The organism is Reinekea marinisedimentorum (assembly GCF_004341165.1).
Lineage (GTDB): Bacteria > Pseudomonadota > Gammaproteobacteria > Pseudomonadales > Natronospirillaceae > Reinekea > Reinekea marinisedimentorum.
In genome coordinates this window covers 63,240-88,454 of the sequence record NZ_SLZR01000007.1, presented here as the reverse complement: position 1 = coordinate 88,454, position 25,215 = coordinate 63,240, and the positions used below count along the sequence as shown (strand labels likewise).

General features: G+C 53.0%; 22 protein-coding genes. 6 read left to right on the top strand and 16 right to left on the bottom strand.

The annotated features are described in order from the left end of the window. Positions 1-138: 138 nt before the first annotated feature. On the bottom strand, positions 139-1,539 hold the full coding sequence (locus BCF53_RS09635) for an SLC13 family permease (RefSeq protein ID WP_132701520.1): 1,401 nt from the start codon (positions 1,537-1,539) through the stop codon (positions 139-141). A 90-nt stretch (positions 1,540-1,629) separates the two neighbouring features. On the opposite strand from BCF53_RS09635, the gene BCF53_RS09630 reads away from it, so the two are divergent. Together BCF53_RS09630 and BCF53_RS09625 are read left to right on the top strand one after the other, a co-directional pair. Continuing rightward, positions 1,630-2,427 (top strand): AraC family transcriptional regulator, encoded by a 798-nt coding sequence (locus tag BCF53_RS09630; protein ID WP_132701519.1) that lies wholly within the window; start codon positions 1,630-1,632, stop codon positions 2,425-2,427. Between the two features lie 143 nt (positions 2,428-2,570). Then, entirely contained in the window at positions 2,571-3,218 is a 648-nt protein-coding gene (locus BCF53_RS09625; RefSeq protein WP_132701518.1) for a peroxiredoxin, read from the top strand. Between the two features lie 100 nt (positions 3,219-3,318). Here BCF53_RS09625 and fusA read toward each other — a convergent pair whose 3' ends face one another. Further along, complete coding sequence (gene fusA / locus BCF53_RS09620; protein WP_132701517.1) at positions 3,319-5,349, bottom strand: elongation factor G; 2,031 nt, start codon at positions 5,347-5,349, stop codon at positions 3,319-3,321. Positions 5,350-5,736: 387 nt separating this feature from the next. Here fusA and BCF53_RS09615 point away from each other — a divergent pair, with 387 nt between their 5' ends. Then, on the top strand, positions 5,737-7,074 hold the full coding sequence (locus BCF53_RS09615) for a right-handed parallel beta-helix repeat-containing protein (RefSeq protein ID WP_132701516.1): 1,338 nt from the start codon (positions 5,737-5,739) through the stop codon (positions 7,072-7,074). Positions 7,075-7,153: 79 nt separating this feature from the next. On the opposite strand, the gene BCF53_RS09610 is transcribed toward BCF53_RS09615, so the two are convergent. From BCF53_RS09610 to BCF53_RS09580, 7 genes are all read right to left on the bottom strand, one after another. After that, complete coding sequence (locus BCF53_RS09610; RefSeq protein ID WP_132701515.1) at positions 7,154-8,437, bottom strand: dicarboxylate/amino acid:cation symporter; 1,284 nt, start codon at positions 8,435-8,437, stop codon at positions 7,154-7,156. 491 nt (positions 8,438-8,928) lie between these two features. Continuing rightward, complete coding sequence (locus BCF53_RS09605) at positions 8,929-10,350, bottom strand: sigma-54-dependent transcriptional regulator (RefSeq protein ID WP_132701514.1); 1,422 nt, start codon at positions 10,348-10,350, stop codon at positions 8,929-8,931. After that, positions 10,347-12,050, bottom strand: a complete 1,704-nt coding sequence (locus BCF53_RS09600) for a transporter substrate-binding domain-containing protein (protein WP_132701513.1) — start codon at positions 12,048-12,050, stop codon at positions 10,347-10,349. The genes BCF53_RS09605 and BCF53_RS09600 overlap by 4 nt, the downstream gene beginning before the upstream one ends. Positions 12,051-12,159: 109 nt before the next feature. Next, the gene (locus tag BCF53_RS09595) at positions 12,160-12,543 is read right to left on the bottom strand and encodes a CBS domain-containing protein (RefSeq protein WP_132701512.1); all 384 of its coding nucleotides are present in this window, start codon (positions 12,541-12,543) and stop codon (positions 12,160-12,162) included. Then, a complete protein-coding gene (locus BCF53_RS09590; RefSeq protein WP_132701511.1) occupies positions 12,540-12,890 on the bottom strand; it encodes a P-II family nitrogen regulator in 351 nt (116 codons plus the stop codon). The genes BCF53_RS09595 and BCF53_RS09590 overlap by 4 nt, the downstream gene beginning before the upstream one ends. After that, positions 12,887-13,684, bottom strand: a complete 798-nt coding sequence (locus BCF53_RS09585) for a DUF1538 domain-containing protein (protein ID WP_132701510.1) — start codon at positions 13,682-13,684, stop codon at positions 12,887-12,889. Before BCF53_RS09585 ends, BCF53_RS09590 begins: the two co-directional genes overlap by 4 nt. Next, positions 13,685-14,431, bottom strand: coding sequence for a DUF1538 domain-containing protein (locus tag BCF53_RS09580; RefSeq protein ID WP_132701614.1), 747 nt, complete (start codon positions 14,429-14,431; stop codon positions 13,685-13,687). Between the two features lie 266 nt (positions 14,432-14,697). Here BCF53_RS09580 and BCF53_RS09575 point away from each other — a divergent pair, with 266 nt between their 5' ends. Beyond that, positions 14,698-15,738, top strand: coding sequence for an FAD-dependent oxidoreductase (locus tag BCF53_RS09575; RefSeq protein ID WP_132701509.1), 1,041 nt, complete (start codon positions 14,698-14,700; stop codon positions 15,736-15,738). A gap of 9 nt (positions 15,739-15,747) precedes the next feature. Here the strand turns inward: BCF53_RS09575 and cowN are convergent, their stop codons facing one another. Further along, a complete protein-coding gene (cowN, locus tag BCF53_RS09570) occupies positions 15,748-16,035 on the bottom strand; it encodes a N(2)-fixation sustaining protein CowN (protein WP_132701508.1) in 288 nt (95 codons plus the stop codon). 247 nt (positions 16,036-16,282) lie between these two features. On the opposite strand from cowN, the gene BCF53_RS09565 reads away from it, so the two are divergent. Beyond that, entirely contained in the window at positions 16,283-16,981 is a 699-nt protein-coding gene (locus tag BCF53_RS09565) for a Crp/Fnr family transcriptional regulator (protein ID WP_207902693.1), read from the top strand. Positions 16,982-17,043: 62 nt separating this feature from the next. After that, positions 17,044-17,205: a hypothetical protein gene (locus BCF53_RS19200; protein ID WP_165901869.1), complete on the top strand. Its 162-nt coding sequence runs from the start codon at positions 17,044-17,046 to the stop codon at positions 17,203-17,205. 4 nt (positions 17,206-17,209) lie between these two features. Here BCF53_RS19200 and BCF53_RS09560 read toward each other — a convergent pair whose 3' ends face one another. The 6 genes from BCF53_RS09560 to BCF53_RS09535 form a co-directional block, all read right to left on the bottom strand. After that, complete coding sequence (locus BCF53_RS09560; protein WP_132701507.1) at positions 17,210-19,216, bottom strand: alpha-glucosidase; 2,007 nt, start codon at positions 19,214-19,216, stop codon at positions 17,210-17,212. Between the two features lie 239 nt (positions 19,217-19,455). After that, entirely contained in the window at positions 19,456-20,502 is a 1,047-nt protein-coding gene (locus BCF53_RS09555; protein WP_132701506.1) for a TRAP transporter substrate-binding protein, read from the bottom strand. Positions 20,503-20,562: 60 nt separating this feature from the next. After that, a complete protein-coding gene (locus tag BCF53_RS09550; RefSeq protein WP_132701505.1) occupies positions 20,563-21,852 on the bottom strand; it encodes a TRAP transporter large permease in 1,290 nt (429 codons plus the stop codon). Further along, positions 21,849-22,394, bottom strand: coding sequence for a TRAP transporter small permease (locus BCF53_RS09545; RefSeq protein ID WP_132701504.1), 546 nt, complete (start codon positions 22,392-22,394; stop codon positions 21,849-21,851). The genes BCF53_RS09550 and BCF53_RS09545 overlap by 4 nt, the downstream gene beginning before the upstream one ends. 484 nt (positions 22,395-22,878) lie before the next feature. Continuing rightward, a complete protein-coding gene (locus BCF53_RS09540; protein WP_132701503.1) occupies positions 22,879-23,739 on the bottom strand; it encodes a class II fructose-bisphosphate aldolase in 861 nt (286 codons plus the stop codon). 156 nt (positions 23,740-23,895) lie between these two features. Continuing rightward, the gene (locus tag BCF53_RS09535; protein WP_132701502.1) at positions 23,896-25,146 is read right to left on the bottom strand and encodes an AGE family epimerase/isomerase; all 1,251 of its coding nucleotides are present in this window, start codon (positions 25,144-25,146) and stop codon (positions 23,896-23,898) included. Positions 25,147-25,215 lie beyond the last annotated feature (69 nt).

Genomic DNA, 25,215 nt, shown 5'->3' with positions numbered 1-25,215 from the left:
CGTTAGGGGGCTATCTCCATCACTGCCTTGCATCTAGCCAAGGTTTGCTCAGAAAACAAAAAGCACTGTTGGCGCGAGCCTTCAGTGCTTTTTTCATTTCAGCGCCCTGCAACGTGGCTGAGCGTTAGGCAAGCCGGCTTACCCGATCCAGCCGAGCCGCACCCACCAAAGGTAATCGAGCGGCATCAACGCCAGAAAGGTGAGCGCCGTCAGCGGCAGTGTCAGCTTCACCAGCTTTGCAAGTGGCTCATTAGAAAGCTGCATAGCAATAATCAGCGGTGCAACCTGATACGGGAAAACAACGGTCGAAAAGCCGATCACCTGCGTCATCAGTACCGCTGGCAGCGAAAAGCCGGTGACGGCAGAAAGCTCTGCTGCCATGGGTGTTAATACCGTAGGCACGCCCGGAATCGTGGCAATTAAACCGGTGACCGTAGAAATCAAAGACAACACCATAAAACTGAAGAAGTCATTATCGGAGCCGGTCGGTATCATCAGCGTAAACAATTCACCCATACGGCTGCCAATGCCGGACTCGTTTACCAGCGCCCCAAGGCCAAGCGCGGATGAAACAAACACCACGGTTCCGAAATCTACAGAGCTATTGAAATTCTTGGGTGCAACCACGCCCCACTTCGGCAGCAACAGGATAATTGCAGCGGCCAACCCCACCCAGGCTGGGTTGACGCCATGAATGGTATCGGTCACCCAAAGCAGTAGCGTAATTGCGAGAATAACAGCAACCTGCATCTGCTTGCCGGACATATCTATCTCCTGCTCTTCCGCTTCAGCCTGCTCGGGGCCGGGCGCTGAACCCGTTTCATCCGGGAAGATTTTCAGCGTTAGTGCAACAATTAACAGAGATTTCAAAATGCCTAACACAGGGAAGTGCAGCAACAGATACTCGGTATAGCTGAAGGTAACATCAAATAACGTTTCACTGGCACCTGCCAGAATCATATTGGGAATATTCGCCGGTAAAACGGCAAAGCTGGGCATATTGCAGGCCAACGCCAGAGAGGTAGCAATACCAATGCGGCCATTGCTGCCTTTAGCAAAACCCACCTGATCGGCCAGCGCCATACCGATAGGGATGAGCACCACGGCTCGGCCTACCGACGACGGCATCACAAAACCCAGCAGTACAGAGCTAAATACCAAGCCGAAAATCAGACGAAAATAGCTACCGGTCAGATGCGGGGCAATAAATGACGCCAGCTTCTTCCCCAACCCCGTGGTGGTAATAGCGGCACCGATCACAAAACCGGAGATAATCAGCCAGACCGCCGTGGAGCCAAACCCGGAAAACAGGAGAGCAGGATCAACCAGATCAAAAATCATCACCAACGCGAAAAAGATCAGCGCCATTAAGAAGGGAGGCAGAAAACCGGTGCTCCAGCCCACCAAAGTAATTAATACCACGGCGGCACTGTAAGAAAAGTTAGCCGGCTGCCCGTCGACAGGGAAAACAACCAGCAGCAGGGCGGCTAATATCGAAGCCAGTACGATAGCTGGTTTAATAGGTAACTTAGACATCATGATTCGTATCCAAACGTTATAAATGGATTGCAGTGTGCAATTTTAGGGACGTAAGATAGCGAACTGCACCTGTCGCATTAAGAGCGAAATATGCCAAACGATAGTCCTGAAACGACAAACACCCTGCCTCGCGAATTCGCCCACAAGCTCGACCCAACACAACCGGTGCTCACCCATAGCCGCAGTATGCAGGCCGAAACAGGTGTAGAGCCTCATGCTCACCCGCGCGGTCAGCTTCTGTGGGCGGCCAGTGGCGTGTTAAAGGTCACCAGTGATGATGCTGTCTGGGTAGTCCCTTCCTCTCACTCGGTGTGGATTCCAGGCGACGTTTTCCACCAGGTTGCCAGTGAAACAGACGCTCAGATGCGCAACCTCTACATCGACCCGTCATTTGACGTGAGACCAGACGAAACCGCCATCACCATGCTGAAAATGACACCCCTGATGCAACAGCTGGTGCTCAGGCTCACGGAAAACGCCAGCGAACTGGGCAAGGGCAGAAGCGCGCGTTTGGGCTTAGTCGCCATTGATGAAATCTCATCCCTCGAAGCCTTTAAACTCTATATACCTGCCGGTGAAGACCCCAGACTAAAGCGCTTAATCACCCTGATAGTCAGCAACCCAAATCTGGATCAACCATTGAAAGCCCTATCCGCACGCGTGGGTGCCAGCGTTCGAACCATCGAGCGGCTGTTCAAAGCAGAAATCGGCATGACCTACCGCCAATGGCGCAGCCGCTTACGGCTGATGGGCTCGCTGGAGAGCATCACCAAGGGCGAAGCCATCAGCAAGATTGCCGTTGAATCTGGCTACAAAAACGCCAGTAGTTTTATAGCCGCATTCAAGGCCGTGTTTGGCTGTACTCCGGGGGACTATCGTCAGCGCTAAGGACTCTTCGCACATAAATTAGAACATCCTAATAAACAGATCAGGTCAATCTGTTTATTCAATTATACGAGTAGATAAAATACACCTATAGTTTATTCCGTAAGCAAGACAACACTCAAACCAGACATACCGAGGAATACACTATGGAAACTTCAAGCAACTTCGCCATGCCACGTATCAACGAAAAAGCACCAGCGTTTAACGCACCAACAACTGATGGAAACCGAAGCCTGGATGACTACAAAGGTAAGTGGTTGATTCTGTTTTCTCACCCGGCCGACTTCACCCCAGTTTGCACCACAGAATTCATGGCATTCGCCCAGGCGGCACCGGAATTCAGCAAGCGTAACTGCGAGCTGCTGGGTCTTTCCATCGACAGCACACACTCACACATCGCCTGGATGCGTAACATTAAAGAAAAATTTGGTGTAGAGATTCCATTCCCGATTATCGCTGACCTGAAAATGGATGTCGCCAAGGCGTACGGAATGATCCACCCAGAAGCGGGCGATACCTCAGCCGTACGAGCAACCTTTATTATCGATCCGGAAGGCGTTCTGCGGGCAATGGTTTACTACCCAATGAGCAATGGCCGATCTATCCCTGAATTTGTTCGCCTGCTGGACGCACTGCAAACCAGCGATGCTAATGGCGTAGCCACTCCGGAAAGCTGGCAGCCGGGTGACAAGGTCATCGTTCCACCTGCAAAAACTGCGGCAGAAGCCGAAGAACGCATGAACAGCTCGGAATACGAGTGCACAGACTTCTACTTCTGTAAAAAAGCGTTGTAACCTTCAAGCTGAAGGCGCCGGCTCCGGGTGCCTTCAGCCCGACAGGCTATTGAACAAGCACTGTTTCTGAAACAGTGCTTTTATGCGGGGTCTGTACTGACTAGGCCAGTTCCTTTACCTCATAACCCTTGCACAGCTGCTGCTGTGTTTCCCGTGGCACACTGTCGAAATGCGAAAGCCCCATGGTAAAGCTGCCTTCGCCACTGGCGATCGATTTCAACCGCTGCGAATAGTCACCCATCTCGGAAAGCGGTGCCTTGCACTTCAGCAGGGTTTTATTTTTACCCTCCATGCGCGTGTCACAGATAATGCCCCGATGCGAAACCATGTCACCGGAAATATCGCCCATCGCCTCACTCGGGAAGGAGACAGCCACATCCACCACCGGCTCCAGAATAATCGGCGCAGCCTGTTTCACCGCCTCTAAAAAGGCTTTTCGGCCGGCAGAAACAAAGGCAATTTCTTTAGAATCGACCGAGTGGTGCTTGCCGTCGTACACCTCCACCTCGATATCCTGCATGGCGTAACCGGCGATAGCGCCTTCAGCCATAATCTGGCGAACGCCCTTTTCAACGGCAGGAATAAAGCTGCCGGGAATGGCACCACCGACCACCTTGTCGATAAAGCGGAAGCCTTCACCCCGCGCCAATGGCCGAATGCGTAAATACACCTCGCCGAACTGACCGGCGCCACCGGTTTGCTTCTTATGGCGGTAATGGCCTTCAGCCGGTTTGGTGATGGTTTCGCGGTAATCGATGGAAGGTTCAGAAACATCGACCTCCAGCTTGAACTGCTCTGCCATGCGGTCAATCGCCACCTGAATATGCAGCTCGCCCACACCGGTGAGCAGGGTTTCGTTCAGGTTGGCGCGGTGGGAAACCGTCAGGCTGGGGTCTTCGGCGGTAATTTTGGTCAGCGTTTCTGAAAGCTTTTGCTCGTCGCCGCGCCGGGTGGGTCGCACCGCCATACTGAACATCGGCGGAGGCAAATCCAGCGACTTCAAATGGAAGTTATCTTCATCGTGTGAGTCATGCACGACAGCATCGAACACCAGCTCATCCACCTTACCAATGGCACAGATGTCACCGGCGACGGCGCGCTCTATCTCGATACGCTCATTACCCTGCAGCTTGAACAGGTGACCAACCTTAAACGGCTTTTTGCTCTCACCGACAAACAGCTGGCTTTCCGGGGTGATGCAGCCCTGATGCACGCGCAGCATCGCCAGGCGACCCATGAACGGATCCACTTCAACCTTAAACACATGCGCGATCACATGGCCGTCTTCGGCTGGCTGCACATCCACCGGCTGATCATGATTCATAAAGAGCGGCGGGTTGCCTTCCAAAGGCGTTGGCATCAGTTCGGTTAAAATTTTCAGCAGCTGATCCACGCCCGCGCCGGTTCTGGCGGAGACAAAACAAACCGGCACCAGATGCGCACTGCGCAATGCCTTTTCAAAGGGGTCGTGCAGCTGTTGCGGGGAAAGCTCCTGACCTTGCTCGAGATAGAGCTCCATCAACTCTTCATCGACCTCCACAACCTGATCAACCAGCGCATCGTGTGCATCCTGCACCGAGCTGAACAGGGTTTCGGCATCATAGTCCGGGGTAAAAAAGCAATCGACCACATCATGCCCGCCTTTATCGGGCAGGTTAATCGGCAGCAATTCTGCACCAAACTGCGCCTGTAACTCAGCCAGCAAGGTGGCTAAGTCTTCATCGTTTGCATCAATCTTGTTAATGATGATCAGCCGGCATTTCTCACGCTCACCGGCAATCTCGAACATCCGTTCAGTGACCATACCGGGGCCATCGACGCCGTCGATCACCAGCGCAACCGACTCCACCGCGGGCAGAATACTGATTGAACGGCCGATAAAATCGGGCATGCCGGGGGCATCCAGAATGTTGACGCGGTGCTGGTTGTATTTGAAGGTAACGGGCGTGGGGTTGAGTGAATGCTGCCGCTGTTTGGACTGGGTGTCGTAATCGCAGACCGTGCTGCCGCGTTCGATTTCACCCATTTGCTGAATGGTGTTGGTCTGGAAAAGTAAGCGTTCGACGAGCGTGGTTTTACCGGCTCCGGCCTGCCCGGCAAAGGCTATGTTGCGAATATTTCTCACAGGCATAGTGTGTTCTCCTAATTATTTTTATGGGAAGCGTGTTCAATTAGGAGAATAAAGTCAGGGCCAAGAGTGCTTCTTATGCCGGCAGCGATGCGCAGCAGGAAAAGAGAGTGACGAATGCCTGGAAGTTACCATAGGCCGGCGCTTCCTCTTTATTGTTGTTATGCGTATGTCTTTCAGACTAGTTCGAGTTTGCGCTTCTGAACATCCCGGTGCTTGATGCGGGTCAGGCTTTACTAATATGAGAGTACAGCCATGGGCTGTCACAAATTTAGCGACAGGTTTTTCTCCAGCCTGTTCGACCACGTTGTTCTGTGATGAACATCGACAAACCCTCTGTGTAATTTCTGCACAATCCCAGTATATACAGCAGTAGAGTGCCAACCAGCAATGATTAAGACCCCAACATTATTTATTTCCATGTCATTAGCAGCTTTCAGCGGGCTGACTGCGGCAGCCTGCTTAGAGGCACCTATCAGCCTGATTACCCCATCTGAGGCAGACTACTATGTTTCAAACGTTTCACAGCTGCACGATGCCGTGAACAGTCTGACCGACAACCAGAGTATTTTAATCGAGCCGGGCACCTATGATCTGCAGTCAACGCTATGGATCAGCGAAAGCAATGTGTCGATCATTGGTAATTCGTCCACTTGTGATGCGGTTATGCTGGTCGGCAATGGTATGGAAAACAGCAATGATGGCGGTGTTCCGTACGGTATTTGGACCAATGCAGAAGGACTGACAGTAAAAAATCTGACCATCAAAGATACCTACTCGTCATCGATCATTCTCAATCACGGTGCCCATAATGCCCATCTCTATAACCTTGGCTTAGTCGATGCCGGTGAGCAGTTTATTAAGTCGAACCCGACCAGCATTAATGGCAGTACTTATGGCAACGGCAACAGCAATGGGCTAATTGAGTACAGCTATTTTACCTATACCGATATGCCGCCCATGGATGAAAGCCATTCCGGTGGTACCGGCTACACCAACGGCATTGATGTACATGGCGGTGACGCCTGGACTATTCGTAATAACTTCTTCAACAACTTCCATACCCCCGATGAAGCCGATCATCTGTGGAATGCCGCCGTTCATATCTGGAATGGCTCTACCGACATGGTTGTGAAAAACAACCGCTTTGTCGATGTCGATCGCGCTATCGCTTATGGCATTTTTAATCGCGGTTTAGATGATAACGGAGATCAAATCAACGAAGCCGAAGGCGGCATCATCGCCAATAACATGATTTATTACCGTCCCGGGCTGTTTTCTGCCTCACGCACGGCCGGATCAGACGCGGCTATTATCGTCTGGTCATCGCCTGGCACCCTCGTCGCCCACAACACCATCGTTAACAATAGCAATCAGGGCTATGCAATCGAAAGCCGCTGGAATGGCGACATAGGGGTCACTATTACGAACAACTTTACCGATGACTCTGTCGATACGGGTGGCGACTCCGCTTCGGTATCTGAAAACAACAGAGCCATACTCTCTGTGGATATCTTTGCCGATGTGGCCATTGCCGATCTGCACCTGACCGAAGATATCGATGACTCAATGTATGTAGAGCTGATTGACGATGCAGACGAAGATTTTGATGGTGATTTACGCAGCCTGTCTGTGAACGTATACCCCGGTGCAGATCAGTTCATCAACCCGCCAATGCCGCCCGAAAACCTGCAAATGTCGGTAGCGGAACAAAAGATACCGTCATAAAAAAAGGAGCGAGCCGGCCAGTGCCGGACTGCTCCTGAACTATAAGAGCCAACTTATAGAATCTTTGAGGATCGCTTAATTAGGCCGTAACGCTTTCAGTCGTTGCTTTTTCTTCGCTGTTGTATACCGATTCATCCAGCTCTTTTTCGCTCTTAGCGACCAGTACCGACACCATCATGTCGCCACATACGTTAACGCTGGTGCGCGCCATATCCAGAATACGGTCAATACCGGCAACAATGGCCAGGCCTTCCATTGGCAGGCCAACGGTGGTTAATACCAGTGACAGCATAATTAGGCCGGCACCCGGTACACCGGCGGTGCCGATAGACGCCAGAGTGGAGGTCATGATGATCAGCAGGTAGTCGGAAAACGCCAGGTCAACACCAAAGGCCTGAGCAATGAACAGTGCACAAACGCCCTGGTACAGCGCTGTGCCATCCATGTTGATCGTTGCGCCCAATGGCAGAACAAAGCTGGAAATGCCTTTAGAAACGCCCAGATCTTCACGCGCAGAACGCATCGTGGCCGGCAATGTACCGGAGCTGCTGGTCGTGGTGAAGGCCACGATCGCTGGGTTCACCAGGCCTTTCAGGTATTGTACCGGGCTCAAACGACCCACAACCTTGATCAGGCCGGAATAGAAAACCACCACCTGAATGATGCAGCCGATGTAAACCACTGCGATAACCTTCATCAGCGGCATCAGAATTTCGATACCGTACTTGCCGGCAACCCAGGCCATCAGGCCGAATACACCGATCGGCGCGAGCTTCATGACCAGCTCGGTCAGCTTGTACATGGCCTCCGCCAGGCTTTCAAACAACGCGACGGCAGGCTTGGATTTTTCACCCACCAGATTCAATGACACACCCAGACCAATGGCAAACACAATAATCTGCAGAATGTTACCGGCGGCCAGCGCCTGAATCGGGTTGTTAGGGATCATGTTCAGCAGTGTTTGCACCAGCGTTGGGGCTTCTTTCGCGCCAGTTGCGGTTGCTGCAGCAACCATATCGATGCCCACACCCGGCTTGAAGATTGTGGCCATACCCAGGCCAATACTGATTGCGATGGCTGTAGTACCCAGGTACAGAACCAGCGCTTTAATGCCTACGCGCCCCATCTTCTTGGTATCCTGCATGGAGGTAACGCCCACCACCAGCGAGCAGAAGACCAACGGTACAATCAGCATCTTAATGCAGTTGATGAACAGCGTACCCAGCGGCTTCAGCACTTCGGCCTGCGGGCCCATCACAACACCCACCACCATACCGGCGATCATGCCAATCAGAATTTTTTGCCAGATTGGCATCCTGCTCAAAAAGTTAGACTCTTTCTGCATGGTCATTTCATCTGCCATTAGAATTTCCCACCTATCCTGTTTTAAAACCGCGCCACAACATGGCAACGCATTCTGTTGTTTAATTAGAATCTGATATTGCGCATTCACTAAACGCGAAGGCATTCAAGAAGTGCTGTTGCCAAAAGCCTTATTCGGGCTTTTGTGCAAAAGACTTTATTCGAGCGTTTCAAAAGGCGTTTTAGTTTTTTATAAGTGCGCCGCCTAAAGCAGCATGCCTTTGAACAGTGAGTAAGCACCATTGGCTGCAGTGTTCGCAGAGGCGCTTACCTTAGCTTTACAAGAGCAATTTGAAGGCCAGAATGAGGGATTATCGGTAAGCGCCTGATTTGAAAGGGCTTCGGGGGCGTACGCTGTGTGTTCGGACTGCCCGAAGGGCTATAACCAAAGTTATAGCCACCCTGAATAAACAGCTTAAGCACTGCTACCACAAGGCTTTCAGGCACATAACCAAAGCAATGACTATAACTTTTGTTATCAGGGTTTAACGGCTAGTCGTCGGCGCTGGCGTTGCTTTTCCGGATGCGCTTACTGAGCGCCGGTTGCGAAATACCCAGCAGACGCGAAGCAATAGACTGATTACCACCCGCCCGGCGCATCGCTTCATTAACCAGCAAATCTGAGGCCTCCTGAATGGTCGGTAAGGTCGCCAGCTGTTCAAACAGAGCCGGCGACTCCGTGCCCGCTTCCTCGGGGAGTTCTCCGGCCTGAGTAAATACCGAACGGAACACCTCCATCGACAACACCTTCGACTGATGACGGCTGACAGCCTCAAAGCAGAGTGCGCGCAGCTCGCGAATGTTGCCGGGGAAGCCATAGTTGGCGAGCAACGCGGGCAACTCCTTGGGAAAGGTCGGCTTGGCTTTGCCTAAATCTTCGGCGGCCTCATTCAGGAAGTGGTGCAGCAGCAATTCAATATCGCCCTTGCGGTTGCGCAAGGGCGGCAGTTCCACCTGATGGGTCTTCAGCCGGTAGTAAAGGTCTTTGCGGAACCGGCCTTCGTACTGAAGCTGCTCCAGGTTCTGATGTGTGGCCACGACGATGCGCGCACGAGACAGCTTTGGCCGGTCAGCACCGAGCGGGAAGTACTCACCCTCCTGAATCAGCCGCAGCAGCTTCACCTGTGAAGCCAGGCTCAAATCGCCAATCTCATCAAGAAACAGCGTACCGCTTCCGGCCTGCTCGACCATTCCGGCACGGGATTTCTCGGCCCCGGTAAAGGCACCGCGGTGATGCCCGAACAGCGAATCGGCAAAGACGTTGTCATCCAGCCCGGCCACATTGATAGAAACCAGTGGCCCGCTGCGCTCGCTCAGTTCGTGAATCGCCTTGGCGATGGCTTCCTTACCGGTGCCGCTTTCACCGCCGATCAACACCGGCTGACTGCTCTTGGATATCGACTCCAGGTACTGAAACACGGCATGCATGCCTTTATCCTGGGTGATAATTTCGGCAAAGACTTCCGGGCGGTCGAGCTGGTCAGAAAAGAAACGGCGGCGCATCTCCTGGTTTTCAAGGTTCACTTCCTGCATACGGATCGCCCGGCGAATACCGTCCAACATGCGTGACTGCTCGGTGGTTTTGACAAAGTAGTCATAGGCGCCCTTGCGCACGCAATCCATCGCGGTTTCGAGCTGGTTCATGCCGCTGATGACGATAACCTTAATCGCCGGATATTCCTCAACAATGCTTTCCAGCAGACTCTTGCCGGAAACGTGCGGCATGGTTAAATCGAGCAAGACCAGGCCGATCGGCTCCTTGCTAATCATTGCCATCGCCTCGCGGCTGTCGGTGCAGCGGTACAGGTGATTGACTCCCAGGTGGCGTTCCAGCGCCAGGCTCAGGCTTCGGATGAACGCAGGCTCATCGTCCACCAGCAGAACGCCAAAGTGAGGAAAGCGATCGTAAGTCATGCGATAGGTTCATCCTGTTGAATTGGCAGCGTCATCGTTGCCTTTGCCCCCTTACCGGGTGTTGATTCAAAGCTAAGGCTGCCGCCATGTGCCTTTAAAATACCCACAGAAATCGACAGCCCGAGGCCGGTGCCTCCCTGCTCGCGTTTGGTGGTGAAAAACGGGTCGCTCAACAGCGAGAGGTGCTCTTCGGCTATGCCGCAGCCCTCGTCTTCAACCACCAGAAATACGCTGCTCTGATCATGGAAGGTACGCACGCGAATGGACTGATCGACCGATGTCAGCGCCTGACAGGCATTGACGATCAGGTTCACAATCACCTGCTCAATGCGCTGATAGTGCCCCTTTACGGTAGGCAGGTTGTACCCGTAATCGACGTTGAAGTGACGCGTTGAACTGCGCAGCTGGTTCTCCACCAGCCGAATCGCCGTTTCGACCACCTTGTTCAGCGCGACGTCTTCCTCATAACCGGCTTCGCCCTGTGCGCCCGGTTCCTGACGGGCAAAATCGCGCAGGTCGTCGACAATGGTTTTTATGCGTTGTGCGGCCAGCGCCATATCGTCGAGCATCAGTGGCAGCTCTTCGCTCAAACGACTGTAAGGCAGCCCGGCGATGTCGAAATTTCCGTGCTCGGCAAACTGCTGCGCCAGGATCGGGCTTATATCCTGATAAGCTTCTTTCAGCATTGGCAGGTTAAGCAGCAGCTGGCTGGTCGGGTTGTTAATCTCGTGGGCCATACCGGAAACCAGCACGCCCAGGGTTTTCATTTTGTCGGCCTGAATCAGCTGTTGCTGCTGAACCTCCAGTTCTTCGCTGCGGCGTTTCACCTCACGCTTGAGCATCCGGTTCCAGATGCCGATGCCACCGAGCAACACCAGCAGCACCAACGACACCAGCAGCGTCATTAAACCAACCCGCTTCCACGGCACGCTCGGGTTTTCCAGCGAGCCAAACCACTTGTCGTAAATCTGCTGATGGCGGCCGGTGTTGATGAGAATGGCCAGCCCTTCGCTGAACTGCGACAGCAACTCGGCACGGCCTTCCGCGACTGCATAGCCATAGGGCAGCGCACCAATGATGTTGCCCTTCACTTCAATGTTAGACAGTGAAAACTCCCGCCCCAGATACAGGCCGGGCAGGTTCGCCACCAGCGCGTAATCGTGCTTGCCGGAAGAAAGCAGGCGCAGTGCTTCGACATGCGTGTCCACCAGTATCAGGCTGGCTTCAACGCCGGATTCCAGCAAAAAGTCATGCATAATGCCGCCGCGCTGCACGATCACCTCTTTGCCGTTTAGCTGACTGATGCGGAAGATTGCGCCGGAGCTTTCGCGGCCAAAGATAGACTGGTGCACCATAGCGTGCGGCGGTGAGAAATCGAGCTTGGCGTCACGTTCCGGGGAGGCAATGATGCCCTGCAGCGCATCCAGCTCACCGGCTTCAAGTTGCCGGCGTACCGTATCCCAGGCATCGAGCTGAATAGCCACCTCCATGCCCATCACCTCTGCGATGGCCAGCGTGACTTCGGTGTTGTAGCCGTCCGGCCTGCCCTGCTTGTTGATAAATTCGTACGGCGGGTAATTGTGGTCGCCACCAATCAGAACGACACCCTTACCACGGCCGATATCCTGTGCGGCACACAACAGGGATAACAACAGCAATGTAACGAACAGCAGGGCTTTAGAAAGGGTCTGGCACTTCATGATGTCTGTTGACGACAACTTACAAAAGGTGCTGGCATCATAGGGGATGGCGCCGAGGATTGGTAGCCGCTGCCACGGGCGCAACAGCCCCCGCGCAGCGCAGCAGACGTTATTCCGTCCAGTTGAGCACGATGTCGTTATGGCTGACCACGCCAATCACCTGGTCGTTTTCAACCACCGGTGCCGAGTTTAGACCGTAGCGTTCAAACAGCCGCGCACAGTATTTGATGTTCATTTCCGGGCGCACGCAGATAAACGGCTTGATCATAATCTCGTACAGGTTCACCCGCTCCGGCGCGCGGTTTTTGGCGATCACCTCGTGGGCAATATCCGAAAGCTGCACCATGCCGTATTCATCGTTTTGGTCACGCTTTTTAATGATCACCTTGCGATACCCCTTCTCGCGCATCAGCGTCAGCGCCTCTGCAACGGTCATCAGCCCATCAACCACCTCATAGCGTTGATTCATGACATCACGACAGGTCTGACTCATAGCTCTTCCTCCACGATATTGGCCAGTTCTTCGATCTGGTGCGATACACCCAGCGCATCTTCCACATCCAGCTGAATAACAATGCCGGTGCCCGGGCTGGTATCAAACTCGCCGGCCTCGGCGATTTCTTCCAGAATTTTGCGCGCCAAGTGCTGCTCGACCAGAAACAAAATAACATCCCGCTGGGTTTCCAGCGACAAACCCAGGAAGGTTTTCTTGGCTTTCACACCCTCGCCACGGGCATTGTTGATAATGGTAGAACCGGTTGCGCCAGCCTCTCGTGCCGCCTTCATCACGGCATCGGTTTTGGAATCCTCAACAAAGGCGATCAGCAATTTGAATCTCATGGTTTTTGTCCTTCGTATTCATACTGTTTGTTTTTATCAGCACCGCGCCTGGCGCGCCACTCGCTCAGTTGTGCGTAGCCCATCACGGTCATAATCGGGAACACGCTGGCAAAGGCAATCAGCCCAAAGCCGTCGATCAGCGCGCTGCGGCCGGGAATGGTTTCAGCAAGCCCCAGGCCCAGCGCTGCCACCAGCGGAACCGTTACCGTAGAGGTTGTCACACCGCCGGAGTCATAGGCCAGCGGAATAATCAGCTTGGGGGCAACCATGGTCTGCACGATCACCACGCAATAGCCAGCGATAATAAACCAGTGGATCGGGTAGCCCATCACAATGCGCCAGCTGCCCAGCGCAATACCGATGGCAACGCCGAGCGCCACGGCAATACGCAAGCCCCAAACCTTAATGGCACCACCGGAGACCTGATTGGCTTTAATGGCCACAGCAATCAGCGAGGGCTCGGCAATGGTGGTACTGGCGCCGATGGCGAAGGCAAAAATATACACCCAAAAATACTGCTGCCAGTGGCCCAGGTTGCTGAAGCTGGCGACGAACGAGGGGGCTGTCAGCTGTTCAGCCATCAACCTGCCGAGCGGAAACAGTGCGCGCTCCAGCCCCATCAAAAAGAAGCTCAACCCCACCAGAACCAAGGCAAAGCCCGCCAGCACGCGGCCAATGTTGGCGACCGGCTTGCGAATCACAAAGATCTGAAAGCCAAAAATAATCGCCGCGATGGGTATGACATCGCGCATAGTGGCAAGCAAGGTGGTCACCAGCTGAATCAAGACATCCATTTACACGACCCCGCTGCCAAAGGCATTCAACAGAATGCCGTAGATCATTACAAAGATCATCGGCGTCAGCGACGCCAACGCAATTAAACCAAAGCCATCGACCATAGGGTTGCGGCCGGCGATTGCCGAAGCCAGACCAATACCCAGCGCGGTTACCAGCGGTACGGTAATGGTGGAGGTCGTTACACCGCCGCTGTCGTAGGCAATGCCGATTATCTCTTGCGGTGCGATCAACGTCACCAGCACCACCAGCACATAGCCGCCGATAATCAGCAGGTGAATCGGCCAGCCTTTAAGAATTCGCATCACGCCAATCACCAGGGCCAGGCCGACACTGAACGCCACGGTAATGCGCAGGCCAAAGGCATAACTGCTCATGGCCTGTTCGGTGCCGGCGATCATGCCACCCAGGCTCGCCACCTGAGAGGCCTCCGCCGCCACCGCAATCAGTGCCGGCTCGGCCACTGTGGTGCTGAAGCCTAAGCAGAAGGCGAACACCAGCAACCAGAACAGGCTGCCCTTACGGGCGAAGGCGTAGGCCAGAGATTCACCGATAGGAAACAGGCCCCACTCCAGCCCCTGAATAAACAGCGTTAAGCCAAGCACCACAAAGAGCGTGCCCAGCAGCAGATCGAGCACATTGGGAATGGGTTGTTGCAGGACAAAAAACTGAAAGAAAAAGATCACCACCACAATCGGCGCTAAATCTCGCAAGCTGTTCAACAGGTTTTTCACAAGCGCCTTCATGCGGCCTGAATTCTCCTTGCCGGTGAACTGAGCCTGTTGGTGCGGAGCGTTGAAATTGAGGGCATCTGAGCCAGGGATGGCGAAGCTGAGCACCATGGATGGTTCCTGCGTCCCTCAATTTCAACGCTCCGCACCAACAGGCGTAACACTGCCACCGGATATTAAAATTACGCAGTCTGTAAACTCAGTATGGACAACAGATCCGGTAGTTTCCAAAAGCGCAGCTAAACTTTTTGCAGTAGTCTTCGAATACAGGTTAGCCGCTGATGAAAGTCGCGATTATCGGTGCCGGTGTTCTCGGCCGCATAACGGCGCTGGAACTGATCGGTAGAAACCACGAAGTAACCTTGCTGGAAGCGAAGTCATTCGACCAGCCCCATGGCGCTGCGGTTATCTCAGCCGGCATGATTGCGCCGGCGATAGATGCTCTGGATAAAGACGATCAGGCCCGGCGCATGGCCTTTCACAGTGAACGCCGCTGGCCGCATCTGCTCGATCTGCTGCAGCAGCTCGACCCCAAACACAGTGACGTTTTCTTCCGCCAGAGCGGTGCACTGGCCATAGCCTTTCCCGATGAAATGCCCTGCCTGTTTGAATTCCGGCACCAGCTGGAACGCGCCTACAGCAACAATAAAGAAGAATACGAAACCCTCTATAACGATGAAGTGACGGAACTGGAACCGGATCTGATTCGCTTTGAAACGGCCCTGCTGCTCAAGCACGAAAGCAACATCTGCAACCGCCAGTTTGTGGAAGCCTCGACCCGCGCCTTACGCAAGCACGCCAACATTGTTGACTACTGGCCACTGAAGGGCCGGGGTGATGAGCTGAAAAAGCAGTATGACTGGATTCTGGATTGCCGCGGTGCCGGCGCGGTGAAGAGTTCATCCTATGCCGAGCTGGAGAACAACCATTTACGCTCGGTACGCAGCGAGGCCATTCGCGTTAAAGCGCCAAAGGTCAACTTCACCCGGCCGATCCACATCATTCAGCCACGCTTCCATGTTTACGTGGTGCCCAAGCCAGATAACATCTATGTGGTCGGTGCAACCGACAGCCACAACCTGAAAGCCCGGGCGGTTACGGTGCAAAGCTCGCTGGAATCACTCAGCACCCTAAACTCCATTCACGCCGGCTTTGCCGAAGCCGAGATCATGGAAGCCTTCGCCGCCAGCCGGGCGATTTATGAAGACAACAGCCCGGTAATTACCCAGAAAGAAAACATCATTACCGCGAACGGTCTGAGCCGGCACGGTTGGTTGCTCGGGCCGGCCCTGGCCGAGCAACTCGCCAATTTCGTGGTTTAGAACAGCGCACTAGCAACACTGCTCTTCAATATCCCAGAGCAGCTCAAGGCTGTGTTCGTCTTCGACATGCTCAAAATAAGCAGCCAGCGTGTTTATCTGGCTTCCGACAAAATGCAGGTTATCCTGCTGCATTTTGGCCTGTTCCTGACGCTTTCTGTTGAAATAACCCACCCATTGTTCACCGGATTTCTCCGTATCCTTCAGCGACGTCTCCAACCGATCAATGAGTTCATCAGCCTTATCGTCGCAATAAAGACCACAGAACGTAATGTAACGATCAACCTTTGCAGCTGTCATCGTGCTCTCCTAAAAAGTGTGACAGTTCCGCTATGCACCGCCCGAATGCGCAGACCCAAGGCCTGAACGCTGTGGCGAGCAAGAGCGAAAACTCGTTGACTGGCTCCCGAAGGCGAATATATATCGGTTCAAGCGGGCAATCTGTCAGCTGGATGACACTAGCTAAAATCTTCCGGTTTTAGCTCTGCAGGGTGCTCTGGACTGTTATTTGCAAAAGCAACAGCAATCCACTGACAGGCCGGAACAGATGTCGCCGCAGAAAATCGCTAACAGCCCCACCCAGACCTGCATGCGTAAAATGGGCATGTCACAGCATGGCATTCTTGAACAGCTGAAACAGCCGAAGTACGAAGGCTTTCTGGACGACTTTCGCCAGCAGAGCTTTGCCAAAGGTCAGCTGATCAGCCTGCCCGGCTCGGCGAACAATGAGGTGTTCATTGTGCTGACCGGGCGCACCCGGGTTTACCTTGCTTACGAAGAACGCGAGTTCACGCTTTGCTACCTGGAGGAAGGCGACATCTTCGCCACCCACACCCGGGCGTTTGTCGAAGCGGCCAAAGACTCATCGCTGCTGCTGGTCAGTGCGCGTGAATTTGGCCAGAAGGTGCTGCAGTTTCCCGAGCTTTCCTTCCTGATGACCGACATTCTCGGCGAGGTACTCAGCAGCACACTGGATATTATCGACGGGCTGATCTTCCACGATGTACGCCACCGGCTGATCGATTTTATTCTGGCGCAGGCAAACGAGAACGGTCAGCAAACGGATCAGGGCATTCAGTTTCATTGCGACCTGAGCATCGAAGACATTTCCATGCTCATCGGTACCAGCCGGCAAACCGCCTCTTCATTGCTGAATAACCTGATACGCGATGGCTATGTGGCGCGCGAAGGCAGAAGCCGGTATACCATCACCCAACCGGAACAGCTGGCGGCCCTGGTGGAATAAGCAGGGTCAGACTGATGACAAAGCTGCCACTGTCTTCAAGACGATGAAAAGGTATCGTTTAAATGGACGTCGAAAACATGGATGTTTTCGTCGAGCGTATCAGGTGGTCCGGCATTCCGGCGATACTTGCAGCGGTCCATTTAAACGATACCTTTTCGGTGGCGGGGTTTATCGATAATCTAACCCCACCTGATGCGGGGTTTGATGTTCAATGGCTAAAGTAACGAATCAGTAACTGGCAATGCCTTTTAACAACTCAGCATCTTTGGATGCCTTGCGATAAAACACCGCCGGCCGACCAATCGGCGCATCAACTGTTACCCAGCCTCCGGTATAGGTTTCACCACTCCAAACGTGTACCCACTCGTCTTCCGGCAGGTAAACCTCTTTCTCCACTTCGCCCTGGTTGTAAACCGGTGCCACCAGCAGATCGCGCCCGAACAGGTACTGGAACTTAATCTCGTAAGCTTCGTTATCCTGCTCGTAGTGCATGAACAGAGGCCGTTGAATGGGCATCCCCTTCTCGGCGTTTTCTTTCGAAGCGGCTTTGATATAAGGCTTCAGGTGTTTGAAGATCTTGGTCATACGCGCCAGGTGCGCGAGTGTTTCAGCATCGCTGTCGTACTGGTGATTATCGTCGGGGCGGTTGCCTTCGTGACTGCGCATAATCGGCGTAAAGGCGTTCATTTCGGCCCAGCGCTGGAACAACTCTTTGCTGCGCTTGCAACCATGCAGCGTGGTATAACCGCCGATGTCGCTGTGGTGAATACCGTTACCCATCAAGCCGGATGACAAGGCCGCCGGAATAACCGATGCCAGACCATCGTCAATGCACCAGTCCACCAGCTGATCGCCGCCCCACAGGGTATGGCAGTAGCCCTGAATGCCGGTGCCGCCAGCGCGCATGAAGAACAGGATATCATCGGTCTTGCCGGCTTCTTCAATGGCCTCGTGCTGAACCTTGGCCCAGCGGTAAGGCCATTTGTTGTGTTCAATCTCAGCGCTGACACCGTTGCTGAGTGTGCAGTCTGTTGGCAGGTATTCACCGAAATCGCCCATCCAACCATCCAGACCGAAATCAATCATGTTGGTCTTGATTACGCCCTTATACCATTCGCAGGCTTCCGGGTTGGTGAAATCGACCACACCACAGTAGAACTCGCCAAAATCAACGACGTACTTAGAGCCATCTTTTTTAGTCGCCAGAAAGCCCTGACTTTCAGCCTCTTTGTACAGCGAGTGATCTTCCAGCACATAAGGGTTGATGTAGCCAAGAAAACGGATGCCCTGCTCTTTCAGCTCAAAAATCTTTTTATCGAGGTCTGGGTACATTTCGCTGTCCCATTCCCAGTTCCAGCGTAAACGCTTGCCGAACGAGGTGACCTTTTTACCCTGCCAGTCCTGACACCAGGCACCGGCCACTTCCACGCCGGCATCTTTGGCGGCTTGCAGTTTATTCAGAGTAATCTCTGTACCGCCCTGAATCCCCAGGATGACGCCGTTCAGTACCCAGTCCGGCAATTCCGGCTGGCGACCGAACAGATCGGTAATATTTTCGACCAGGGCCGGGAAAGACTCTTCGGCATCCAGCAACAGGTATTCCGGTATGTTCCAGCACTGCAGCTCGTGGAAATCGGCATTGGTGAAATCGAAATCGGCATAGGCCGTGGTTTCCAGATGACAGAAATACTTTTTGTCGGAAACAAAGGTCGGCTGTGGATAGTTGGTGTTGTAATAGTCTCCGCCGGCCTTGTCTTTGGTATCGGCCAGGAAGGTAACGTAAGAATTTTTATTGCGACCAACGCCCGGTTCGGATGACCAGAGCGGGAAGTTTTTGCCACGCAGGTTGAAGTAGGTCAGCTGTTCGCCGCAGCCGTAAACCTTCTCTTCTGCCGTTGCGCTGACGCGAATCCAGAAGCGGTTATAGCGCGCATCCAAAGCTTTGAAGGATGCTTTCAGGCGGCCTCTATCGGTCACAACCACGCTCATTTCCAAAGTGGGCTCGCCATCAAGGGAAAAGGTCAGCAGGTAACTTCCGGCCTGTTCCTGCACCACGCATTTTCGCAGCGGCAGACGCTCGGTTACATAATCGGTAATCTTAAAATTACCGCGGTACATATCGTACTCAGCATCGCCAACACCCAGAAAGATGGCCGGGTTCTGGCTGTCATGTTTAAAGACCGTTCGGCCTTTATGAGAAATCGTTATTGAGTTTTCGTTGTGAGTAACGTTCATTATTAGCTCCGGAATCTATCGGCTGAACGAAGAGGTTATTGTTGTTTAAAGCTATAGGGGGAATGAGGTATGTGGAAACTCACCCTCTTTGTCATTCCCGCGGAGGCGGGAATCTATTTTCTAACGTGGCTACATGCATTTGGATTCCCGCCTGCGCGGGAATGACGGACTGTAGAGTAAAATTATTTTGTTGGGCCGTAGCAGCTGTTCACTGCCCAGCCCATCAATCAGTTCAGCAATTAATTGAACTGAATGTCGTAGTCCGCCTGAATTTGCGCTTCACAGTTAGAAATTTCAGCTTCAAAGCGGTTCAGCCATTCCTCGCCCTGCTTGCCGGCAGTATCCAGGAAGTAATCACGAACCGGTGCTGCGGCAGTCTGGAACGCAGCTTTTTCTGCAGCGGATGGGCTGTAGATAGTACCGTTCGCTTTCTTGAACTCTTCATACGCAGTGTATTCGCGGTGTTTAGGGTAAGAACGCAGGTACTGGTTCTGTGCAGCAATCGCATCGACGATGACCTGCTTCAGCTCATTCGGGAAGGATTTGAATTTCTTATCGTTGAATACCCAAGCGCCACCCATGTAGGCATGGCCGTCCAGAATGATGTAGTCGAGGCTTTCCTGGAAGCGGTTCTGAACAATATCCACGATGCCGTTTTTGGTGCCATCAACTACACCGGTTGAAAGCGCAGTGTAAACCTCAGGCCATGCGATCGGCGTTGGCGAAGCGCCCAGCTCTTTCACCAGCTGCTGCTGAATTTTTGCCGGAACGGTACGCAGTTTTAAACCCTTGAGATCGTCAGGGGACTTCACCTGCTTCTTGGTGGTAGCAATGTTGCGCCAGCCGCCGGAGTTAGAAACCATCATCAGACGGGAGTTTGGTGCAGTCTTCAGGACGTTTTCACGAACATCACCGAGGAATTTTTCGTTGTCGTAAACACACTCGGCAACGCGGTCGTTTGGCAGCATGTATGGCAGGTCAAAGGCACCAATGGGCTGCCAGTAGTTAGCCAGCTCTGCAATGGTGGTCTGGAAGTAGTCGAACATACCCGCCTGAATACCCGCCAGACATTCTTTGGCGTTTGAGCACAGCTGGCCAGATGGGTAGATATCCACCTCAATCGCACCATTCGAGCGGGACTCAACGTAGTTTTTGAACACCAGCAACGACTGGTGGTTATAGCTGTCCAGGTTGGAAACGTGCGGTACGGTTAATTTGTAGTCGGCTGCTGCTACGCCAGTTGCCATGGCAACGGAGGCGACTAAACCTAAGAGTGCTTTTTTCATTTTTGTTTTCCTCGATATCACTTTTTATTTTTATGGCTGAGTAGTACTAAGATTTTTTGTTTACATCACCCCAAGCAGTTGCGGCAAGCCGATAACCAGCTGAGGGAAGAACGATATTAAGAAGATGATCAGGAATTCCACTAACAGGAACGGAATAATCGCCTTCGAAATATGCTGTAGCGGCACACCGGAAACACCGGAGGCTACAAAGAGAACCAAGCCCATCGGCGGTGTTGCCAGGCCAATAGACAGGTTACACACCATCACCACACCAAAGTGGGTTGGGTCGATACCGGCGTTGATCATGATGGGCGCAATGATCGGCGCAAAAATTAAGATCGCCGGGCCGGCATCCAGGAACATGCCCACCACAAACAGGAAGATGTTAATAATGAAGAACAGCATGTAAGGGTTGTCGGTAATGCCGTTCAGGAACACCGCGATGGAATCTGAAATACCGGAGAAGCTGATCGCCGATGCAAAGCCACTGGCGGCCGCCACAATAATCAGAATGGCCGCAGCATTCACAGAAACCTTGGCAAACAGCGCGTAGGTTTGTTTAACCGTGCTGACCTTAAGAACATAAACAGACAGGATAATGGCATACAGTACCGCCACAGCCGCAGCTTCAGTTGGCGTGAAAATACCACCATAGATACCACCGAGAATAATCACCGGCGTCATCAGCGGCAGGATGGCCATCTTCAGGCTCTTACGGCGCTCTTCTTTCGAGGCTCGCTCGAACGGCTGAATATCCGGGTAGTGACGGATCTGGAAGCGGTTCACCACCATCAGGCCCATGCAGAAGATCAAACCCGGAACGATGCCGGCAATAAACATCGCCGCAACCGAGGTGTTCATCACGAAGGCATAAATCAGCATGATGCCGGAAGGCGGAATAATGGTACCGAGCACCGTGGCTGCCGCCGTCAGTGCTGCGGCATAGGCCGGGTCGTACTTATACTTTTTCATCTCCGGGATCAGCATATTGCCAATCGCCGAAGTCGCCGCAACCGAAGAACCGGTCAGTGCACCAAACATGGTGGCCGCGATGATCACAACATGGCCAAGGCCACCGCGCATGTGCTGCACGCGGGTCTGTGCAAAGGCGACAATGCGCGGGGTAATACCCCCGGAAGACATGCACTCGCCAGCCAGCATAAAGAAGGGCAGCGCCAGCAGCAGGAAGTTATCCAAACCGGAATACAAACGCTGATACAGCATGTTAATAAACAGCGCCTGATCATCCATAAAGAAGGTAATGATCGGTGACAGCCCCAGCGCAAACAGCACCGGAACCCCAATGAGTAGGAAGATTAAAAAATACCCGAGAAAGATAGGAGAAATCATGCGGTAGCATCCTGTTCAAGAGCGACAGACAACGAAGGTTCTGATGCAAAGTGAATAAGGTCGTGAACTGAGCCGATCAGTTTTTCGATCGCAGTCAGGCATGAAAGCGCCAGCATCACAGGTGGAACGATGTAGATGGTGTACATCGGGATAGGCAGGCTGTCGGCCATAACGCTGCCGGTCTTGAAGAAGGCCCAGCCAAAGTAGATCCAAATGACAAACAGCGCCAGCGCCGAGACGTGCGCCAGTATCATAAACAGATGATAGATACGCGTGTTTTTCAGCTTGTCGGTGATGAACGTCATCGCAATATTCTGATCACGCAGATAAACAATCGGCAGGCACAGATAAGTCATGTAGATCATCAGAAAGCGTGAGGTTTCATCGGTCCAGCTCAACGGTGTGTTCAAGATGTAACGACAACCGACCTGAAGCAATACGAGCACCGTCATTACCAATAAGAGAATGCCGGAAAATTTCGCTGAAAAATTAGCGATGGGTGCGTTCACCTTGTTAAACGCCTTTTCAGTACCTTTCAACATAGAGTCACCATTATTTTTGTTATCTAAAGCCCTGATTAAGCGAGCTTTACTGGTCACCGTTCAGTGTTGTCACTGAACTGATGTTACTTCTCTGAAGGTTTAGGACCACCGCACCGAAGGGAACCCTGTGTCTGTACTTTCGGTTTCTCTGGAGCGATTTATACAGCCTGTATACACCCTGGTTTTCAGATATGTAACATGCCTTTTTGCAAACCTTTGGTTTGCCGTTGCCAGCTTGATCAAGCGCTGAATCGCGGGTGGTCGAGCTGTCTGTTGTAGTCCTGTTAGTTCAGCAATTTGTTCTTGTATTTGTATTACTGAGCCTGCGTGTATCTGATGCAGGCTTCTAATTTGTGAATACATCCTACAGAGCGATGTTATTCAAAAATTGACATTGCTCACTTTTATCCCAGAAATGTCAATTTATGTCCACTATCTTACAAAAAAATACACCCGGAAATTTACCCCAAGTGTCTGCCCTGGTTTACGCCTTGCCAGCGGCACCAAACAGGCGGATTTTTTGCTGCACGGTGGCCTTCATAGCCGCGATACCATCGTTCATGACATCAGCCAGAATCCAGTCTTCCGGCTGCTCTGCCCAGTGCGCCTGAACGGCTTCCAGGAAGCTCTTACGCAGCTCCGTATCAACGTTGATCTTGGCTACGCCACGCTTGATCGCTTCCACAATCTGGTCATCCGGCACACCGGAACCACCGTGCAGAACAATCGGCTTTTTCACGGCTTCGCGGATTTCACTCAGGCGGTCGAACTTCAGCTCTGGCGTGGTTTTGTATACACCGTGCGCGGTGCCGATCGATACCGCCAGATAGTCGACCCCGGTCGCTTCTGAGAAATCCAGCGCTTCCGCTACGGTGGTGATCATGGCGTCTTTTTCATCGACGGTAATGTCGTCTTCGGTGCCGCCGATCTTGCCGATCTCGCCTTCGGCGCCCAGCCCCAGTGCGTTTGCCACCTCGACTACAGCGCGGGTGATGCGAATGTTGTCTTCAATTGGCAGCGCCGAGCCATCAAACATCAGCGACTGGAAGTTGCGGGTGGCCGCCTCCATGCACTGCTCAAACTTACGGCTGTGATCCAGGTGTATACAAATGGGTACACTGATCTGGTGATGCGCGATCAGAGAATCGACCGCTTCACGCAGTGGCTGCATGCCCATCTCGTTAATCGCCTTCTGGCCAATCTGAATCATAATCGGGGCCTGCTCTTCCTCGGCCGCCAGTAATACTGCTTTGATGGTCTCCAGGTTGTGGGCCGTGAACGCGCCAATGGCGTAACCGTTCTTCCAGGCATCCTCAATCATTGTTTTACCGGATACGTAAGGCATCTGATTTTCCTCTAAAAAGTTAAACTCTTGCGATCATTGGTTACCGCGGCGCATCGTTCATAGATACACCTGAACATAAAATGCCAAAAACGGACAAAAATGATCATTCCATAAGCACTGCCGCCCCATGCACCAGTGCATTTTTTGCTAAAAAACTTAATCCAGGTTCTGATCCAGCAGGCCCGCCGCAACCGCAGGGGCCAAGCCCGGCGTCAGTGGCAGCCTTGGAATCACCAGGCAGTGCATCAGGTGATAAATATCCTGTTTGCCATCCCACACCACGCTGGTGCCGGCCTGATTGTTGACATCCAGCTCCTGCCACCATGAGCAGCCTTCGTAATCGATGAGATAGGTACGGCAGTAATCCCACCAGGTGCGGTAATAGTCTTCGTACTTTTTGTCACCGGTAACGCTGTACAGCGCATAGGCGGTGCCAATGGCTTCCACCGGTGCCCAGCGGATACGTTCACGCACCACTGGCTTGCCATCCCAGTCGACCGAATAAACAAAGCCCGGCGCACCATCGACATACCAGGCATCGCGTACCGTGGCATCGAACAGGCCAATGGCATCTTCCAACAGCCAGTCGGGGGTTTGCGCACCAATATCCAACAGCGTGGCGCGTAAATGGCAGATTAAACGGCCCCACTCAATCCAGTGACCCGGCGTACCGCCATAGGCACGGAAGTGGCTGGCCGGCGATTCTTTGTTGTAATCCGGCAGCGGGTTCCAGTCGGCATCGAAGTGCTCGTTGACGCGATAGCTCAGGCCCTTGGCTGTTTTATGAATCATGAATTCGGTGATGTGCAGGGCACGGTCGAGCCATTTTTTATCTTTGGTGACGTCATAAACAATCAGGAAGGCTTCAACCGAATGCATCGCCGCGTTGCCGCCACGGTAGTCTTCGGTTTTGGTGAATTTTTCATCCCACGATTCAAAACACATCTGCGTGTCTTCACACCAGAAGTGCTGCTCATAAACCTTGATGGCCTCATCGAGCAGTGCCTGTGCACGCGGGTGACCGGTGGTCACGGCACTGGCTGCGGCCAGCAATACGAAGCAGTGCTGATAACCCTGCTTGGAAGCATCAACAATACCATCGCCTTCGTTATCGACCGTGGCATACCAGCCGCCGTAGGTTTTATCTTTCAACGGACCTTCCAGTGCGGTGATGCCGTGCTCGACAAGATCGTAAGCGCCGGGGCGGCCCATCAGTGAGGCCAGGGCATAGCAATGCAGCATGCGTGCGGTTATCCACAGCCGCGTGCCCATCTCTTCACGAACCTTGCCGTTGTTGCCAATCCAGCCAAAGCCATTCGGCACAACCGCATTGCGGCCAAATTCAAAAATGCGATCGGTTTCTGTTTCCAGCCAATTGGTGTGCGACCGGGTATTTATCCACTTCATGCCAGCTCTTCCTCTTTTTGTTGTATGCGTTGCCTGCATAAAAATTAAAAATGAACGTTCTTGGTAATC

Bases quoted from the DNA above. Each gene is read 5' to 3' on its own strand.
- BCF53_RS09635 (WP_132701520.1), bottom strand. From the start codon at position 1,539: ATGATGTCTAAGTTACCTATTAAACCAGCTATCGTACTGGCTTCGATA.
- BCF53_RS09630 (WP_132701519.1), top strand. From the start codon at position 1,630: ATGCCAAACGATAGTCCTGAAACGACAAACACCCTGCCTCGCGAATTC.
- BCF53_RS09625 (WP_132701518.1), top strand. From the start codon at position 2,571: ATGGAAACTTCAAGCAACTTCGCCATGCCACGTATCAACGAAAAAGCA.
- fusA (WP_132701517.1), bottom strand. From the start codon at position 5,349: ATGCCTGTGAGAAATATTCGCAACATAGCCTTTGCCGGGCAGGCCGGA.
- BCF53_RS09615 (WP_132701516.1), top strand. From the start codon at position 5,737: ATGATTAAGACCCCAACATTATTTATTTCCATGTCATTAGCAGCTTTC.
- BCF53_RS09610 (WP_132701515.1), bottom strand. From the start codon at position 8,437: ATGGCAGATGAAATGACCATGCAGAAAGAGTCTAACTTTTTGAGCAGG.
- BCF53_RS09605 (WP_132701514.1), bottom strand. From the start codon at position 10,350: ATGACTTACGATCGCTTTCCTCACTTTGGCGTTCTGCTGGTGGACGAT.
- BCF53_RS09600 (WP_132701513.1), bottom strand. From the start codon at position 12,050: ATGAAGTGCCAGACCCTTTCTAAAGCCCTGCTGTTCGTTACATTGCTG.
- BCF53_RS09595 (WP_132701512.1), bottom strand. From the start codon at position 12,543: ATGAGTCAGACCTGTCGTGATGTCATGAATCAACGCTATGAGGTGGTT.
- BCF53_RS09590 (WP_132701511.1), bottom strand. From the start codon at position 12,890: ATGAGATTCAAATTGCTGATCGCCTTTGTTGAGGATTCCAAAACCGAT.
- BCF53_RS09585 (WP_132701510.1), bottom strand. From the start codon at position 13,684: ATGGATGTCTTGATTCAGCTGGTGACCACCTTGCTTGCCACTATGCGC.
- BCF53_RS09580 (WP_132701614.1), bottom strand. From the start codon at position 14,431: ATGAAGGCGCTTGTGAAAAACCTGTTGAACAGCTTGCGAGATTTAGCG.
- BCF53_RS09575 (WP_132701509.1), top strand. From the start codon at position 14,698: ATGAAAGTCGCGATTATCGGTGCCGGTGTTCTCGGCCGCATAACGGCG.
- cowN (WP_132701508.1), bottom strand. From the start codon at position 16,035: ATGACAGCTGCAAAGGTTGATCGTTACATTACGTTCTGTGGTCTTTAT.
- BCF53_RS09565 (WP_207902693.1), top strand. From the start codon at position 16,283: ATGTCGCCGCAGAAAATCGCTAACAGCCCCACCCAGACCTGCATGCGT.
- BCF53_RS19200 (WP_165901869.1), top strand. From the start codon at position 17,044: ATGGACGTCGAAAACATGGATGTTTTCGTCGAGCGTATCAGGTGGTCC.
- BCF53_RS09560 (WP_132701507.1), bottom strand. From the start codon at position 19,216: ATGAACGTTACTCACAACGAAAACTCAATAACGATTTCTCATAAAGGC.
- BCF53_RS09555 (WP_132701506.1), bottom strand. From the start codon at position 20,502: ATGAAAAAAGCACTCTTAGGTTTAGTCGCCTCCGTTGCCATGGCAACT.
- BCF53_RS09550 (WP_132701505.1), bottom strand. From the start codon at position 21,852: ATGATTTCTCCTATCTTTCTCGGGTATTTTTTAATCTTCCTACTCATT.
- BCF53_RS09545 (WP_132701504.1), bottom strand. From the start codon at position 22,394: ATGTTGAAAGGTACTGAAAAGGCGTTTAACAAGGTGAACGCACCCATC.
- BCF53_RS09540 (WP_132701503.1), bottom strand. From the start codon at position 23,739: ATGCCTTACGTATCCGGTAAAACAATGATTGAGGATGCCTGGAAGAAC.
- BCF53_RS09535 (WP_132701502.1), bottom strand. From the start codon at position 25,146: ATGAAGTGGATAAATACCCGGTCGCACACCAATTGGCTGGAAACAGAA.